Origin of the sequence: Pontibacter coccineus (genome assembly GCF_030546575.1) — a bacterium.
GTDB lineage: Bacteria > Bacteroidota > Bacteroidia > Cytophagales > Hymenobacteraceae > Pontibacter > Pontibacter coccineus.
The window spans coordinates 217443-233911 of record NZ_JAUOTN010000008.1 but is presented as its reverse complement, the minus strand read 5'-3'; the positions used below and the strand labels follow the sequence as shown (position 1 = coordinate 233911).

Annotated in this window: 14 protein-coding genes and 1 tRNA gene; 6 read left to right on the top strand and 9 right to left on the bottom strand. The window is 50.0% G+C overall.

Annotated features, from left to right (window positions below; translation table 11 throughout):
• The first annotated feature begins 2 nt into the window (after window positions 1–2).
• Window positions 3–76: transfer RNA gene (locus tag Q4E40_RS17725), tRNA-Asp, on the top strand.
• Window positions 77–1011: 935 nt separating this feature from the next.
• Here the strand turns inward: Q4E40_RS17725 and gmd are convergent.
• From gmd to Q4E40_RS17710, 3 genes are all read right to left on the bottom strand, one after another.
• Window positions 1012–2124, bottom strand: a complete 1113-nt coding sequence (gene gmd / locus Q4E40_RS17720) for a GDP-mannose 4,6-dehydratase (RefSeq protein WP_253404821.1) — start codon at window positions 2122–2124, stop codon at window positions 1012–1014.
• A 53-nt stretch (window positions 2125–2177) separates the two neighbouring features.
• Window positions 2178–3131, bottom strand: a complete 954-nt coding sequence (gene fcl, locus Q4E40_RS17715) for a GDP-L-fucose synthase (RefSeq protein ID WP_303414044.1) — start codon at window positions 3129–3131, stop codon at window positions 2178–2180.
• Window positions 3132–3380: 249 nt separating this feature from the next.
• The gene (locus tag Q4E40_RS17710; RefSeq protein WP_303414030.1) at window positions 3381–4055 is read right to left on the bottom strand and encodes a DUF481 domain-containing protein; all 675 of its coding nucleotides are present in this window, start codon (window positions 4053–4055) and stop codon (window positions 3381–3383) included.
• A 311-nt stretch (window positions 4056–4366) separates the two neighbouring features.
• On the opposite strand from Q4E40_RS17710, the gene Q4E40_RS17705 reads away from it, so the two are divergent.
• The 3 genes from Q4E40_RS17705 to Q4E40_RS17695 are packed head-to-tail and all read left to right on the top strand — an operon-like array spanning window position 4367 to window position 6956.
• Window positions 4367–4840 carry a hypothetical protein gene (locus tag Q4E40_RS17705; RefSeq protein ID WP_303414028.1) on the top strand — a complete coding sequence of 158 codons (474 nt, stop codon included), beginning with the start codon at window positions 4367–4369 and terminating at the stop codon, window positions 4838–4840.
• Window positions 4841–4897: 57 nt separating this feature from the next.
• Window positions 4898–5569, top strand: a complete 672-nt coding sequence (locus Q4E40_RS17700; protein ID WP_303414027.1) for an HD domain-containing protein — start codon at window positions 4898–4900, stop codon at window positions 5567–5569.
• 55 nt (window positions 5570–5624) lie between these two features.
• A complete protein-coding gene (locus tag Q4E40_RS17695; RefSeq protein ID WP_303414025.1) occupies window positions 5625–6956 on the top strand; it encodes a DNA recombination protein RmuC in 1332 nt (443 codons plus the stop codon).
• A 65-nt stretch (window positions 6957–7021) separates the two neighbouring features.
• Here the strand turns inward: Q4E40_RS17695 and Q4E40_RS17690 are convergent, their stop codons facing one another.
• The gene (locus Q4E40_RS17690; RefSeq protein WP_303414023.1) at window positions 7022–7741 is read right to left on the bottom strand and encodes a pirin family protein; all 720 of its coding nucleotides are present in this window, start codon (window positions 7739–7741) and stop codon (window positions 7022–7024) included.
• A gap of 130 nt (window positions 7742–7871) precedes the next feature.
• Entirely contained in the window at window positions 7872–8648 is a 777-nt protein-coding gene (locus tag Q4E40_RS17685; protein WP_303414021.1) for an XRE family transcriptional regulator, read from the bottom strand.
• A gap of 527 nt (window positions 8649–9175) precedes the next feature.
• On the opposite strand from Q4E40_RS17685, the gene Q4E40_RS17680 reads away from it, so the two are divergent.
• Window positions 9176–10672: a S8 family serine peptidase gene (locus Q4E40_RS17680; protein WP_303414019.1), complete on the top strand. Its 1497-nt coding sequence runs from the start codon at window positions 9176–9178 to the stop codon at window positions 10670–10672.
• 78 nt (window positions 10673–10750) lie between these two features.
• Here Q4E40_RS17680 and recQ read toward each other — a convergent pair whose 3' ends face one another.
• A complete protein-coding gene (recQ, locus tag Q4E40_RS17675; RefSeq protein ID WP_303414017.1) occupies window positions 10751–12886 on the bottom strand; it encodes a DNA helicase RecQ in 2136 nt (711 codons plus the stop codon).
• Window positions 12887–13054: 168 nt separating this feature from the next.
• Between recQ and Q4E40_RS17670 the strand changes: the two genes are divergently transcribed.
• Entirely contained in the window at window positions 13055–13387 is a 333-nt protein-coding gene (locus Q4E40_RS17670) for a four-helix bundle copper-binding protein (protein WP_303414016.1), read from the top strand.
• 72 nt (window positions 13388–13459) lie between these two features.
• On the opposite strand, the gene Q4E40_RS17665 is transcribed toward Q4E40_RS17670, so the two are convergent.
• From Q4E40_RS17665 to speE, 3 genes are all read right to left on the bottom strand, one after another.
• Window positions 13460–13792 (bottom strand): phage holin family protein, encoded by a 333-nt coding sequence (locus Q4E40_RS17665; RefSeq protein WP_303414015.1) that lies wholly within the window; start codon window positions 13790–13792, stop codon window positions 13460–13462.
• 71 nt (window positions 13793–13863) lie between these two features.
• Window positions 13864–14955, bottom strand: a complete 1092-nt coding sequence (locus Q4E40_RS17660) for an agmatinase family protein (RefSeq protein WP_303414014.1) — start codon at window positions 14953–14955, stop codon at window positions 13864–13866.
• The gene (gene speE / locus Q4E40_RS17655) at window positions 14924–16255 is read right to left on the bottom strand and encodes a polyamine aminopropyltransferase (protein ID WP_303414013.1); all 1332 of its coding nucleotides are present in this window, start codon (window positions 16253–16255) and stop codon (window positions 14924–14926) included. Before speE ends, Q4E40_RS17660 begins: the two co-directional genes overlap by 32 nt.
• Window positions 16256–16469 lie beyond the last annotated feature (214 nt).

The window sequence follows — 16469 nt, the reverse complement described above, 5'->3', positions numbered from 1 at the left end:
TTGGTCTGGTAGTTCAGTTGGTTAGAATGCCGCCCTGTCACGGCGGAGGTCGCGGGTTCGAGTCCCGTCCAGACCGCTTAAAAGCTCTTGTGAAAACAAGGGCTTTTTGCGTTTATAGACCTCCCCTTTCCCGCTGTTCCTATACCTATACCTATACCTGGCGTAGTATCAGCTTATTTATACCTTATGCTGATTTGTTCTATAGCTTCGCCTATGCGGCGGGCACTCACTTTTTGTCTTGACACAAAAAGTAAGCAAAAAGGTCAAGATTCCCCAAACTCGCTGAACGCTCAAACAGTGGGTAATCATTTTTGTGCACCGGGCTAATGCTGTTTGCTACATTGCTTCCGGGGCAAGTTAGTCTTTCGACGTGTGCCAGTGGCCTGGAACAATCGCAATAAGAATTATACCTGTGAAGTAGTAACGGCAATAAGTCCCACTTTGAAGGGGGCAGGGGGATGAGGGTGTTCAACAGGTATACCATTGCTACTGTGCTTATACCTTGGATTGGCTGTTCCGGATTCCCCGCCTTGGACAAGGATCGACTTGAGGAAATGCCTTCAACATAAGCCCTTTCTTCATTTCGTCCCGGGGGTGGGGGTCCTCTTTTTGGGAGAAATCTGAACGAAGGCAAAAATTTTGAAAGAATCCAGATCTCTACTATCGTCGAGATGACAGCTGAAGTTATTCATGGCTTAAGTTGAGGGCATTGGGGGTTGGGGTAATTGGTCCCGGCATAGCAGAAAATCAAATACAGGTCGTATACCTTAAAGTGGCAGGGATGGGTTTATCGTTTGCAGAAATTATCATCCAGATAATGTATACCTACACCGAAATCAGAAAAGTAGAGACTTGACACTACATGGTGTGAATGTGCCAGTTAAAAACCCATTTTAATACTTGCTATTAGGTTTTACTTAAGTCTACTTCAAAAACTGCTAAAACGCGAAAAAGGCAGCCCTATAGCAGGGCTGCCTTTTTGTATGGTTGATATACCCGGAGGTATAAAAATTACTCGTGGTAGTTGAGGATGCGGTGACCGCCTTCCATCAGATAGGTGTCGCGCTTGAAGAGCTCGATGTCGTTCTGCATCATGTCCGTCACCAGGGCCTGCAGGTCGTACTTCGGCACCCAGCCCAGTTTCTCCTTCGACTTGGTCGCGTCGCCGATCAACAGCTCCACCTCCGTCGGACGGAAGTAGTTCGGATCCACGCACACCACTTCTTTTCCGATTTCAAGTTGGTATTCCGGATTGTTGCAGGCCACTATGTAGCCTTTTTCGTCGACGCCCTCACCCTTGAACTCCAGCTCAATGCCTACGTGGCCAAAAGCCATGCGGATGAAGTCGCGCACGGTCGTCGTTACGCCCGTGGCGATCACGAAGTCCTCCGGCTCGTCCTGCTGCAGGATGCGCCACATGGCCTCCACGTAGTCTTTGGCATGGCCCCAGTCACGCTTGGCGTCCAGGTTACCCAGGTACAGGCCGTCCTGCAGGCCCATGGCGATGCGGGCGGCGGCACGGGTGATCTTGCGTGTCACGAAGGTCTCGCCACGCAGCGGGGACTCGTGGTTGAAGAGAATGCCGTTGCAGGCGAACATGCCGTAGGCCTCACGGTAGTTCACCGTGATCCAGTAAGCGTACAGTTTAGCCACCGCATATGGGGAGCGTGGGTAGAACGGTGTTGTTTCCGACTGCGGCACCGCCTGTACCAGACCGTACAGTTCGGAAGTAGAGGCCTGGTATACTTTTGTCTTTTTCGTCAGCCCCAGGATGCGGATAGCCTCCAGGATACGGAGCGTGCCCAGTCCGTCGGCGTTGGCCGTGTACTCGGGCGTGTCGAAGCTCACCTTCACGTGGCTCATGGCGGCCAGGTTGTAGATCTCGTCGGGCTGCGTCTCCTGGATGATGCGGATCAGGTTAGTGGAGTCCGTCAAGTCGCCGTAGTGCAGCTTGAAGTTGATGTTCTTCTCATGCGGGTCCTGGTAGAGGTGGTCGATGCGCTCGGTGTTGAACATTGAGCTACGGCGCTTCACACCGTGTACTTTATATCCTTTGCTCAGTAAAAGCTCCGCTAAGTATGCGCCATCCTGTCCGGTTACGCCTGTGATAAGGGCTGTCTTCATGTGATATACTTCTTTAATGTAATTCTGTTTTTATGGTTGTATAGAATGTATGACTAAGCAGTCACGTATTTTTCTTTGAAATCGGCATAGGCCAGTGCTATTCCTTCACGCAGTTCGATCTTGTGCTTAAAGCCGAGGCTGTGCAGTTTGGTCACGTCCATCAGTTTGCGTGGCGTACCGTCCGGCTTGGAGGTATCAAATTCGAGCTCTCCTTCAAAACCGATCACGTCTTTGATCAGCAGGGCCAGTTCTTTGATCGAAACATCCTCGCCTGTGCCGATATTCACCAGCTCGCGTCCGTCATACGTATCCATCAGATATACGCAGGCCGCTGCCAGATCATCTGCGAAAAGGAATTCGCGTTTCGGACTGCCCGTACCCCATACGGTAACAGTGGGTGCGCCGTTGTCTTTCGCCTCATGTATTTTTCGGATAAGGGCCGGCAGCACGTGAGAATTCTGTAGGTCGTAGTTATCGTTATACCCGTAGAGGTTAGTCGGCATTACGCTGATAAAGTTGCTGCCGTATTGATCGCGGTAAGATTCGCACAGCTTGATGCCGGCGATCTTGGCAATGGCGTAGGGCTCGTTGGTCTGCTCCAGCGGACCGGTCAGCAAATACTCCTCCTTGAGCGGCTGCGGGGCCATCTTCGGGTAAATGCAGGAAGAACCAAGGAACATCAGTTTATTCACACCAGCTAGATGTGCGGCGTGGATGATGTTGGCCTCGATCATCAGGTTGTCATACAGGAATTCCGCGCGGAAGGTGTTATTGGCATGAATCCCCCCTACTTTGGCAGCCGCCAGAAAAACGTAATCAGGCTTCTCGGTTTCGAAAAAGTCCTGCACAGCCTGCTGGCTGCGCAGATCCAGTTCTGAAGAAGTTCTGGTGATGATGTGGGTATGACCAAAGGCCTCCAATTGGCGCATGATGGCAGAGCCTACCATACCCCGGTGGCCAGCAATGTAAATTTTAGAAGTTTTTTCCATCGATAAAAAAGTGCAAATATGCGCATTTGAAGCGCGCTGGACTTACCAGTTATTTAATTAAACGTTATTACCAGGATTGAGCGTTCCGGTCCAAGGATATCTACTTAAATGCATGTTGCGTGCGTACTTGTAATATATCCTATGACGCAGCTTACGCCAAAGTTGACTGCATTGTTCAGCTTCGTGCAATTTATATTAAAAAAATTTGATATAAATCCTTTGAGGAAGTGCAACTGCTGCATTTGTTGTTACGGGCAGGCAACCCGGCTAAAAATCTACCTGCAACCCGTTGGTGATGGAATAAATGAATCGTGTCACCGGAACGATGGGTCTGTCTTCGTACGTGAAGTTGAAATTCGTTCGCATGGACACGCGTCCAATCAACTTTACTGTCACACCCAGGTCGCCACTGATGCGGTTCCGAAAACGGCTTATATCCGGATCATACCCCGTCTGGTAATAGGCTATGTTATTGGTCTCGACATGCTCCGACAGTTTAGAGCGCAGACTGATGTAGTTGGAGGATTTAAGCAGATCCGATACGCGGGTCACGCCCTCCTGTTCCGGGTCTTTCCAACGCTCGTGCTCGTGCATCAGGCCCGTACCCGCGAACCAGGAGGTATTGTTTGTGCGGTAAAGCAGCCAGCGCACCCCTCCTCCTGTCAGGATACGCCGCTCCAAGCCGCGAGCCATGTCGCCCTGATACTGCGTGAAGAGCTCGTAAGACACCTTGCGCCGGCTCATCAGGTTTACTCTGAAATGGGAATAGCCGTTGCTGGCCACTGTATTGCGCAATTCGCGGGAGTCGTAGTTGACCAACAGGTAGTTGTAGTAGTTGAGAAACAGGTACGTGTGCTGCTTTGAAATATAAGCCAGATCACCGTTAAAGGTCAGTTGCAGGAAGTTGTTAGGATTGTTCCGTCCTGCATTGCGGTTGAACATTGAAAAATTAAGGCCTGCTTTACCGGTAAAATAATTCACTGTATCCCGCTCTACTCTCGATCTTTCTATGTTTAAAATCTGGGCACCAGCGTCTGGAACTGCACAGATGACAGAGATCAAAAGCAAAAAAATGAAGACAGGTATAGTACGCATGATCTGGAGTTTAGCTTGGAACAGGTATAGGACAAAGGTATAAAGCCCGGGGGAGCTATGAAAATCAGGCTGATCTTCATAACATTTAGCCCGCTTGCCGTTTTATAGTTAGGGAGATCTATACCTCGCTTTAACATTCACCTAAAAGGATCAGGCTTATGGCAAGGACTTCAGCACAGCTGGTGGCGGCAATTCGCCAGACAGCAGACAGACTGGCAAAGGGCGCCAATTACCAGTGGGGACACATGGGCAGCTGCAACTGCGGCCACCTGGCCCAAACCATTACCCAACTCGACAAAGGTCACATCCACGGGGCGGCGATGTGGCGGCACGGCGACTGGAGTGAACAATTGCGAGATTACTGTCCTCAAAGCGGATTGCCTTTGGACGAGATCATCGATCAGATGATCTCCTGGGGATTGACTACAGATGACCTGGCTCATCTGGAACGACTCTCGGATGCAAAAGTGATCGAAGCGTTGCCACCCGGCAGGCGCTTCCTGCAACACAACCTGCGCGATGATGTGGTGCTATACCTGAGCACCTGGGCCGACCTGCTCGAACTGGAATTAGTGCAGCTCCCATCACTGCAAGGTATAGGTGTAGCGGAAATGATAGGTATAAAGGTATAGCACTCACTTTGCGGCTTTGCGGGATATTTTGCAGTTTTGAGGCTTATACCTGACCTCATGCAGCAACAAGCCATCATTGACAAAACCGCAGCTTACGTAAAGTCACAACTGGAGGGCGAAGGCTCCGGCCACGACTGGTGGCATATTTTCCGGGTATGGAAAAGCGCCCTCTACATTGCCTCACAAGAAAGGGGTGCCGACATATTTATTGTGGAACTGGCAGCCCTTCTGCACGACATCGGTGATCACAAATTCCACAATGGGGATGAAACCGTGGGCCCGCGCCTGGTACGGGAATGGCTGGAAAAACAACTATTAGAGGAAGAACTGATCGCTGCTGTGTGTGCCATTGTAAGCGGTTTATCCTACAAAGGAGCCAGCACTTCTTCTGCCATGCCCACCCTGGAAGGTCGAATTGTGCAAGACGCAGACCGCCTCGATGCCATTGGCGCCATCGGCATTGCCCGTACCTTTGCTTACGGTGGTCATAAAGGAAGAGAGCTTTATAATCCAGCTATAGAGCCTGTGCTGCACGACAATTTCGAATCTTACAAATCGAATACGGCGCCTACTATCAACCATTTTTACGAGAAACTGCTGCTCCTGAAAGACCGCATGCATACCCCAACTGCCCGCGCTTTGGCCGAAAAACGCCACCAATACATGGAGAATTTTCTTAGCCAGTTCTACGCCGAGTGGAATGCAACCGATCATTCAGGAAATTCCTAAAAACTAAAAAGGTTAGCATCTGGTTTGAAATGCTAAAAAAACATACCTTTACTGTATGGAGATAATGGTAGGTATAGCGGCATTTCTGGCGGGCCTTGTGGTAGCCTATCTGGCTATGAAAGGGAAAATAATCGCACTGCAGGATAAATTCAATCAGGCAGTGGTCGCACAGGGCGTTGTGGAGGGCCAGGCACGGCACCAGGCGCAGGAAGCCGAAGCGTTGAAAAACCAACTGCGCGATGCCCAGACAGAAACCATAGAGCTAACCAATGCCCTGACCAAGACCGAATCCGACTACGAACACCTACGCGAGCGGATGCACGAACAAGCCAAAGAACTGGAGCAGCTGCGCGAAAAATTCCTGCAGCAGTTTCAGCACATCTCCAACCAGGTGCTGATGACGAATGCTGAGCACTTCAACAAAGCATCTTCTGAAAATCTGGAGCGTATCCTGTCACCGCTCAAAGAGCGCATCCGGGAGTTTGAGGCCAAAGTTGACCAGACCTACGAGAAAACACTCAAAGACAGCATTTCACTAAAAGAGCAAATCACACAACTGTCGGCCCTGAACCAGCAAATGAGTCAGGACGCGCTTAACCTGACAAAAGCCCTGAAAGGGGAAAGCAAAACACAGGGTAACTGGGGGGAATACCTGCTGGAGAGCCTGCTCGAAAAATCAGGTTTACGAAAAGGAGTGCATTACGAGCGCGAAGAGGTAAGACAGAACGACGAGCAAAAGGTATACCGCCCCGATGTGATCGTACGCCTGCCTGACACCAAGCACCTGGTCATCGACTCTAAACTTTCGCTCGTCGCCTACGAAGCCTATTGCAGTTGCGAAGACGAGTCGCAGTCGGAGACCTACCTGCGCAGCCACATTACTTCTATCCGAACACACTATACCGATCTGGGTCGAAAGAATTACCACCGTCTGAGCGGTATCAATTCCCCTGATTTTGTACTGATGTACATTCCCATTGAGCCGGCCTTCAACCTGGCACTACAGCATGACCAGAACATCTTTACCGATGCCTTTGATAAGAACATTGTACTCGTCACCACCTCTACCCTACTGGCTACTTTGCGCACCGTTGCTGGTGTGTGGCGCCAGGAAGACCAGAAAAGAAACGTATTAAAGATAGCAGAGGAAAGCGGGAAACTATACGATAAGTTCGTAGGCTTTGTGGAGGACCTCAAAACGGTTGGCCGCCACCTGGAGCAGAGCCAGACGGCATACAACGGCGCCATGAACAAACTGACGGACGGGAAGGGCAATCTGATACGCAAAGTGGAGATACTGCGTGAACTAGGTGCTAAAACAACCAAGCAGTTAGATGAGCACCTCCTGCAGGAAGCCATTGTTGCGCCAGGGGATGACGTTGACTAATAAAAGAAAGCGGTGTGCAGTTTGATAAAGGGACTGCACACCGCTTTGAAGGTATAAATGACCACTTAGTAGTTAGCCTCCACTGCCGGAACATCTACCAGGATAAAAGTAGCATCAGCAGTCGCTTTTATAGCAATGACCTCCTGCTCATCCAGCCTGATCTGGTCGTGTCTATCGGCTTCCACATTGTTGACCAGCACACTACCTGTCAGCACGTAGATCAAGGTTCTACGGAGCTTAAAGGTTCGGAAAATCACCTCTTCGCCTTGCGTGGCGCTTCCATAGTATACCGTGGAGTTTGAATTTATATAAGCAACATCTTCCAGCACCTTCTGACCGGTCACTAAAGGTATAAGCTCATTCTTTGCTTTCAGAAATCCAACATCCATCACTTCATAAGAAGGTGCCAGTCCGCGCTTGTTAGGCAAAAACCAAAGCTGCAGTAGGTGGATCTCCTCGTCCGTATCGTTTGTCTCAGAGTGCGTGATTCCCGTGCCTGCTGTCATGCGCTGCACCTGGCCCGGCGTTGCCGTTGTCTCATTCCCGATGTTGTCCTTGTGGGATAGCTCACCAGACAGTACAATGGTCACAATCTCTAATTCGGAGTGCGGGTGCGTAGGAAAACCGGAACGTGGACTGATATAGTCATCATTGAAGACACGCAATGGCCCGAATTCCATGTTTTCCGGATCGTAATAATCTGCAAATGAGAAAAGGTAATGGGAACGGAGCCCTCCCCCCACCTGGGCCTCATATCGTTGGGAATCGGTAATTAATCGTATCATATCGCGCTTTTGTTTTATGCTATGCCTTTACGGATAATGCCGTTTGTAGTTAGCAGACAGCGCTAAAACAGCGCATCCTGCCCTATCAGGAGCAGGATGCGTTGCAATTTATATACCTTATGGTCAGAAGCTATTCCGCTTTCTTCAGCTTAAGCATCTCTTTCTGGAGATCTAACACAATAGAAGAAAGCTTGTCGAGGGAGATGTCCGCAATCGGGAAAGTAGAGCTGATGTAAGACTTCGCCTCCCAGATCTCCACCACATCATCCACTGAAAGTTCGTAAGGAACGTAAAGCGGATTGTCGGAATGAAGGCGCAGCGTGGCAGCCTCTTTAACTTTATTGAAAACACGTTTGAAGACTACGCCCTCCTTGCCACTCACAATGATGCAGGGGGTTCCGTCTTTTAGCGCACTCCAGTCCTCCACATACCTCCCGACAATGACAGTGCCGGAGGCTAATGGTAGCATCGAATCCCCACTGATCTCAAACGCCCGGTAAGTACCACCGCTTCCCAAGGTAGGCAGGCGGAAGCGCGGGAGCTCTTCAATGAACTCCGGATCAGCATACCCGTTGAGGTAGCCGGCACTCGCTTTGTGCGGTACCAACTCTATATTTTCGCGATCATCCTGGTCAACCGTAATGGCCAGTACTCGCAGTTTTCCCCCACCCGTCTGGCCAGCGTCTGGTTTGTAAGTCGGATCAGAGAGGTCTGCCGTAATAAGCTCATCCAATGATACTTCGAAGAGACGGGCAACATTCACCAAGGTGCTTAGTTTTGGCTCTGCCCTTCCTTCTTCATACGCCCCCACCAACGAACGCTTTATTTCCAACTTTTCAGCAAGCTGTGCCTGGGTATACCCGGCATGCTTGCGAAGGTGCCTTATATTCGATGTTACCTTTTCCACTATTATTCTTTCTTCGAGTCCTGAAAATTAACAGAGCACGCTAGGTGCCGGCATGTAAACTTACTAAATCTATACGTATTATACTAATTTTATTAGCAAATAATTGTTGAAATTTTTAGTTATATTTATAAAAACCTATACATAGCAATATAGTGCAATTTAACTAACACATAATGATCTTAGTTGATTATATAAGACACTTAAATAGTACAATTAAAATTTAGTTGCATAAAAATTTGCATTCTTACTTTTTATCCAATTATCTTTCGTGAAAAGTTACTCATAACGTGTATTATATGATAAAAATCTACTAAAACCTCATCTCCTGCCTCTCTCTATTACGAGAACTATATCTTCGAGAATCCACATTTTATAATGTAGACAGAAATCCCTTATCCTTTAATTTCTGTCACCCGCATAAAATTTTTACAATTTTGTTGTTGCTGTAAACTTTTTAAAATCCCGTGTTGTTACGAGGCATTGTGAAAAATTCATACAATTAATTTACCCATTCCAACCAAACTTATATGATGAACAATTCTACATTATTCAAAGCGTTGTCGGGCTTAGCGCTCGCTTCCGTTTTCACCCTATCAAGCTGTCAGAAAGAGGACTTTTTGGAGGAGCAGTTCCAATCCGATACAGTTCAAATCAATGCACAGCATGGACAGGCTATACCTGACCAGTACATCGTAGTATTCAAAAACGGATCGAGCAATTTAAGCGCCACCGGTGTAAACGCTATGACTATGTCCGGACGTGCCGCCACAGTGGCGCTGCGCGAGCGAATGCTGCTTGCCTCAGGTATAGAGCGTGAAGCTATCAAACAAACTTTTGAAGGAAATGTAAACGGTTTTGCAGCCCGACTTACTAAAAACCAGTTGGAGCAGCTGCGCAATAATCCGGAAGTTGCCTATGTTGAGCAAGACCGTATTATAATGCTCGCAAAGCCTGGCACCGACAATACTACTGCAAAGGGAAACAGTGGCAAAACCAAAGACGGCAGCACTGATACCACTACAAAAGGCAAAGGTAAGAAGAATACAACCGAGCCTGCCCCGTCTGAGCCAACTCCTACCGAGCCAACGCCAACTGAACCCGCACCTACGGAACCAACGCCGACGGAGCCCGCTCCTACGGAACCAGCACCTAGCGAGCCTACTCCTACGGAGCCAGCACCAACGGAGCCTACACCGACAGAGCCAAGCCCGGAGCCTGAACAGCCTACCAGCAGCCCCTATGCTAAAATAACACCGCTTGCGGGCGAAACACTGCCTTGGCATATAGCGATGAATGGCTTTGGTGATGGCACCGGCAAAACTGTATGGATAATTGACTCAGGTATCGACACAGATCATCCGGACCTGAACGTGGACTTTCAACGCAGTACGTCCCTTATTTATGGTGATGCTTCCATTGAAGACGGATTCGGTCACGGCACGAATGTGGCCGGTATCATCGCAGCCAAAAACAATGGCAGCGGCATGGTAGGTGTAGCGGCCAATGCAAGCATCGTGGCCCTTCGCGTATTTGATAACACAGGCTATGGAACAGTATCGCGCGCCATCAGCGCTGTTAACTATGTGATCAACATGGCAAAACCTGGTGATGTGGTAAACATGAGTCTGGGAGCAAGCATCTCCAGTACACTGGACAATGCCGTGACAACTGCAGCTAACAGAGGCATTCTGTTTGCAATCGCAGCAGGCAACAGCGCTACGGACTGCTCTGTAAACTCTCCTGCCCGTGTGAATGCAACAGGTGTGTACACCGTTTCCGCCATGGACCGCTATCAGAATTTCTGGTCAAGCTCTAGCTACGGTGCACCGGTTGACTACGCCGCACCAGGCGTGAGTGTAACTTCTACACGTATAGGCGGTGGTATCGGCAGCGCCGGAAGCGGCACTTCGCTCGCATCACCTCACGTAGCAGGTATTTTGCTTCTTCGTGGTGAGGTGTTCTCACAAGGCATTGTGAACGGAGACAAAGACAGCTGGCCAGATCCAATTGCTTCCGTGGAGTAATTCGTATACCTCTCACTAAAAAATAAGGCCGCTCTGTGTAGAGCGGCCTTATTTTTTTAACTGGCACTAGCCATTAAATTACGAGGCGTACTGCATTTTATACATTGACACTGACAGTCTGATCTTAAAGTACTCGTAGCGTTCTTCCAGGTGCTCAAACAGATCCTTGAGTTTTGCATCCTTGCCGAGGCTTTCTATTGCTTCTGTTATGGCCTCGTACTCACGCTTCGATACAAAATTGTGCACCGGCACATCGTAGCCCTGCTCCAGCAGAGTAGCAAGGTGCGAATAGATCGTAACGGGGTTCAGATTGCGGCGCCTTGCTATTTCCTCGGGACTGAGGCCCTGCTGGTACGCCTCCCAGGTAACAAGATGCGTGGCTCCTTTGATTGCGCTGCCTTTCGCCTGCTCTTCAGTCAGAAAAGCGATGATCTCATTTATAAAATCATGCCCGTAACGCTCGAACTTTTGAGCGCCCACCCCGCTGATGGCCAGCATGGCAATCCGGTTGGCCGGCTTCTCTGCTGCCATCTCCTGCAGGGTGCTATCGGTGAACACGACATAAGGCGGAACGTTCTGGGCATCGGCCAGGCGCTTGCGTAACGCCCGGAGACGTTCGAACAGGGCATCTTTGATAATTTCGCGTTTTGGTTTTTCTCTTTGCAGTGTTTCAGTTTGCTGCTTGGCATCCTCAAACTTCACGAGCTCGATCTGACGGCCTTCGAAGAGTACCTGCTTGCTTTGCTCGGTCAGCTTTAAGGTATAATTCTGGTCATAGGCCAGTTCAACCAGCCCAGCGTTCAGCATCTGGTGCAGATACCGGTGCCAGTCCAGAGTGCCGATATCGCGGCCGGCGCCGTAGGTTTTGATGCGATCGTATCCGCCTGCCATTACCTGGCTGTTGCGGGATCCTCGCAGTACATCCACCAAGAGGCTCATGTTTAGTTTTTCCTGTGAGCGGGCTATGGCTGACAGGGCTTTCTGGGCAATGAGGGTGCCGTCAAAACGGCTGGGAGGGTTTCGGCAAATGTCGCAGTTACCACAGTCTTTGCTCATACGCTCCCCGAAGTACTGCAGCAGAATGCGTCTTCTGCAGAAGGTGGCCTCGGCGAACTGCTGCATACGCTCCAGTTTCACCAATTGCAATTCATTCTGCGCCTTGTCATTATCCGAGAGCATCGAGCGCAAATTCATGACGTCGGCAAAGCTGTAGAACAGGAGCGCATCCGATTTGGCGCCGTCGCGGCCAGCCCGGCCGATCTCCTGGTAGTAGCCTTCTACATTTTTTGGCAGATTGTAGTGGATCACCCAACGCACATTCGACTTGTCGATGCCCATACCGAAGGCAATGGTCGCGCAGACAATCTGCACATCGTCACGAAGAAAGGCCTCCTGTGCTTTTGAGCGCTGCTGCGCATTCATGCCGGCATGATAGAAGGTGGCATTATACCCGTTCTCGCGCAGTTTACCTGAAAGGCTTTCAGTGGCTTTGCGGCTCAGGCAGTAGATAATGCCAGGCTGTCCATGATGGCGTGACAGGAAATCGGTGATCTTGTTAAAACGGTTCTGCCCGGGAAGCACCGTGAGGTTAATGTTCGGCCGGTCAAAAGAAGCCACAAACACTTCGGGTTGTCGCAGTTGCAGTTGCTCCTGGATATCCTTTTTTGTAAGCTTGTCGGCAGTGGCAGTAAGGGCAACCACAGGTATAGCCGGGAATTGCTGCTTGAGGGCGCGCAGTTGGGTGTACTCCGGGCGGAAATCGTGACCCCACGAGGAGATACAGTGCGCCTCGTCTACTGCAAAAAGGGAGACCTGCAATCTTTTCAGGAAAGAGAAAAAACCAGCGGAAAGCAGTTTTTCAGGAGAAACGTACAGCAATTTGATCTGCCCTGCCAGGCTTTTCTCCTCTATCTTGTACTGCTCATCTGCTGTCTGCGAGCTGTTCAGGAAGGCAGCAGGTATACCATTTGCCAGAAGGGCTTCGACCTGGTCCTTCATCAGGGCTATCAATGGCGACACGACCACGCACAGCCCGGGCATGACCACGGCAGGCACCTGGAAGCAGACAGATTTACCGCCGCCTGTCGGCATGAGCACCACCACATCTTTCTGCTGCAGAATATTCGTGATGATCTCCTCCTGCATTGGCCTGAATTGCTCGTAGCCAAAATACAGTTTTAATGCCTCACGTGCTTCTCTTATACCTAAACTCATGTGCTGTAGAAAGTGTAACGGTGCGAAATAGATTTGCTGTCCTGAACCCAAAGTTAACCATTATCAGCGTGAAATAGGTTCCTGTTTTAGGTATAGGTTTTAGATATACCAACTATGGACCCAAGCAACCGTACCTTAAGGAAGTATGAACCTTAAAACCTAGAAGCTATGAAATCTGAAAGAACCAATGAACTAGAGCATGTGCTGATCAAATGTATCACTGCCTGCGAGGCCTGCGCCACTGCCTGTCTGCAGGAAGACGATGTCAAGATGATGGTACGCTGCATTATGCTCGACAGGGATTGCGCGGATATTTGCGCCCTTACCGCACGCTTTGTTGCCCGCGACTCGGCCCACGCCAAACATGTGATGAAGGAGTGTATCGAAATTTGTCGCCTGTGCGCGGAAGAGTGTGGCAAACATGACCATGAACACTGCCAGAAATGCGCCGAAGCCTGCCGCGAGTGTGCAGACGCCTGCGAAGCCTGGATGGCCCGTTAATTGGCAGGTATAGCAAAACAAAAAAGCCCCCGGTCTGAACCGAGGGCTTTTTTGTTTTGCGGTGTTCGTATTCTAAAAGATCATATCCAGTACCGCCTCTATGAGCGACAGCACTAAACTGAAAATCAGCGCCCAAAGAAAACCATCTACATGGAAACCGCCTATCAGGTAGTCGGCCAGCAGGATGATCAGCGCATTGATCACGAGCAGGAACAATCCGAGTGTCAGCACCGTAACCGGTATTGTCAGGATGACCAGTATGGGGCGAACAACGGCATTGAGCAAGGCCAGTACTACGGCCAGAATCAAAGCTGCTCCAAACCCATCGATCTGCACGCCGGGCAATATATAAGCTGCCAAAAGTGCGGCCACACCGGCCAGTAAAATCTTAATGATAATTCCCATTTCGTTTCGATATATAGTGATAGTATATTATTCCTACCACGCTATACGGCAAACCGGGAATAAAGGTAAGATTACTGCACCTCCAGGCGCTTTTGCGAAACAGCCATCCAGTTGCACAACCTATAGAGCAGACGGGCACCTACGTTGCCATTCCACTCACTTTCGCCTGGTGCTACCTCACACAAATCGAAGCCAATGATCTCACGTCCTGACTTGACAAGCGCCTTGATCAGGTATACGGCCTCCTCAAACTCCAGTCCGCCAGGCACCGGCGTGCCGGTTGCAGGACAAAGTTTCGGGTCCAGACCGTCGATGTCGAAGCTGATGTATACCTTCTGGGGAAGCTGGGCGATGATCTTCTTACACTCTTTTTTCCAGCTGTCTCCTGCATACATGTTCTCCTTGAGCACACTGTCATAGAAAATAGCCACCCGTCCGTTCGACTGATTGGCCAGTTCGGCTTCCGCCTGACAGATGTCGCGTATACCTACCTGCACCAGTTTTTTTACCTGTGGCAGCTGCAGCGCATTGAACATGATGGAGGCATGGGAATACTTAAAGCCTTCGTAGGCATCGCGTAAATCGGCGTGCGCATCCACCTGCAGGATACCGTATTCCTCGTGACGCTCTGCCAGGGCATGCATCAATCCAAGCGGGGTGCTGTGGTCGCCGCCCACCACGCCAACCAGTTTTCCCTGTTCCAGGTAGTGGTGTGCCTTTGCCTTCAGCCACTGCAGCAGCTCCTCTCCTTTTTCAGTCACTTCGGCTGGCAGGTTCTCAAATTCGGCTCTATCCGCTTCCGGACTTCCATCCTCGAGCCAATTGATGTAATTCTCGGCCCGCTGGCGCAGGTTATCACTGACTACGGCCCATTCTTCCGAGATCTCCTCCATCCCGATACCCAGTTTCCAGGCGTCCTTGATGGCGGGCTCAAACAGGTCCAGTTGGGGCGATGCGTCTTTGATGGCCTGTGGTCCTGCCGCTGTGCCGGCACTGTACGAAACGGTTACTTCCCAGGGCACAGGTATAAGCACCACTTCTGATTCTTCTAATGTAAAAGGAAGACCGAAAAGTCCGCCATTCACGTCGCCCACCCCGTTCGGGTCGAACGAAGCGATCTTTTGTTGTTTGCTATTTGCTGGTTGGTTCTGCTGAGTACTCATCAGTTACATGTTCAGGTTTTGTGTTTAAAAGCTCCTTCACAAAATTGGGGAGCGCGAAGGCAGCCGTATGCACTGCTTCATTGTAATATTTGAGGCCCTCTTTTTTGGAGAACGCCGCAGCCGCTTCCGCATCAAATTGCAAAGGCTTGGCGTCGCCTTTTGCTGAATACGAGAAACTCCAGGTGCCGGTCGGGTAAGTGGGTATAGCCGCCAGATAACAGTATACCTTATCTTGTCCGAATATCTTCTTGTAAGTGTCGTAAATTTCAACAAAAACAGCCGAGTTGAAGCGAGGCGACTCACTTTGCGTGATCATCACGCCATCCTTGGTCAGGCAGCGGTATACTTCCTGGTAGAACGCTGCCGTAAACAGGCCTTCGCCCGGGCCAACCGGATCAGCAGAGTCTACAATGATCAGGTCGTAATGTTCATTGGCGCACTCTTTAATATACTTGATGCCATCCTCGATCAGCAGGTTCAGACGCGGGTTGTCAAATGCCACGGCCGTCTCAGGCAGGTGCAGCTTGCAGGCCTCAATTACCAGCTCGTCGATCTCCACCAGTGTGACTTCCTCCAGTTGCTCGTGGCGCAGCAGTTCACGCACGGTGCCACCGTCGCCACCACCAATCACCAGCGCGCGCTTCGCAGAGCGGTTGCTGAGCATCGGTACATGGGTGATCATTTCGTGGTATACGTACTCATCTTTCTGGGTGCACATGACCATGCCATCCAGCGTTAGCATGTTGCCGTATGCCAGTGTTTCGTATACCTCTACCCGCTGATAGTCGGAATCTTTCTTATATAGCTGGTTGCCAGTATGTTTCAGGGACAAAGCAATGTTTTCGTCACGCTCGGTGAACCACACATCCCGCGTGATGGATCCGTCCGATTCGATAGTTTTAGCAGAAGCGTCACGCAGGGACTCCAGGTTGAAGTCATTGCGCTTCAGGAGACTTAACTGCCCGCGGCGCAATTCCATAGAAGAACCGTGGCCGGATTGGAAGGCCTCTTTCAGGTAAGAATAAGAAACCCAAGGGTCAACTGAGTCGCCGCAGGTAAACAGGTCTACGGCTGCGTAACCATACTCGGGCCAGGTATGGATGGCCAGATGGCTTTCCTGAATCACCACCACGCCGGATACACCGTAAGGCGAAAAATGATGGAAGGTACTGTTGATGACAGTGGCACCGGCTGTTTCGGCGGCAGCCACCATGCTGTTCTCGATGTGGATCACATCGTTCATCAGTTCAGGGGAGCAATCGTAAAATTCAACTAAAATGTGTCTTCCTAAAGCGTTCATTAATTGACTTTGTGGTTTCTTGTAAATAAAAATGCAAAAAAACGAAAACTGACGCTATAATCAAACTACACCTTTTTGTAAGACCAATGTGGGGCGATTCATTTACGATCCTAAAACGCCGTAAAAGCGGACGAGCTATACCTGTGGGGATAAACCAGACAGGTATAGCTCGTCAGTTATTTTATGAGAATAAGTTATAAGCAGGAAGTTAATC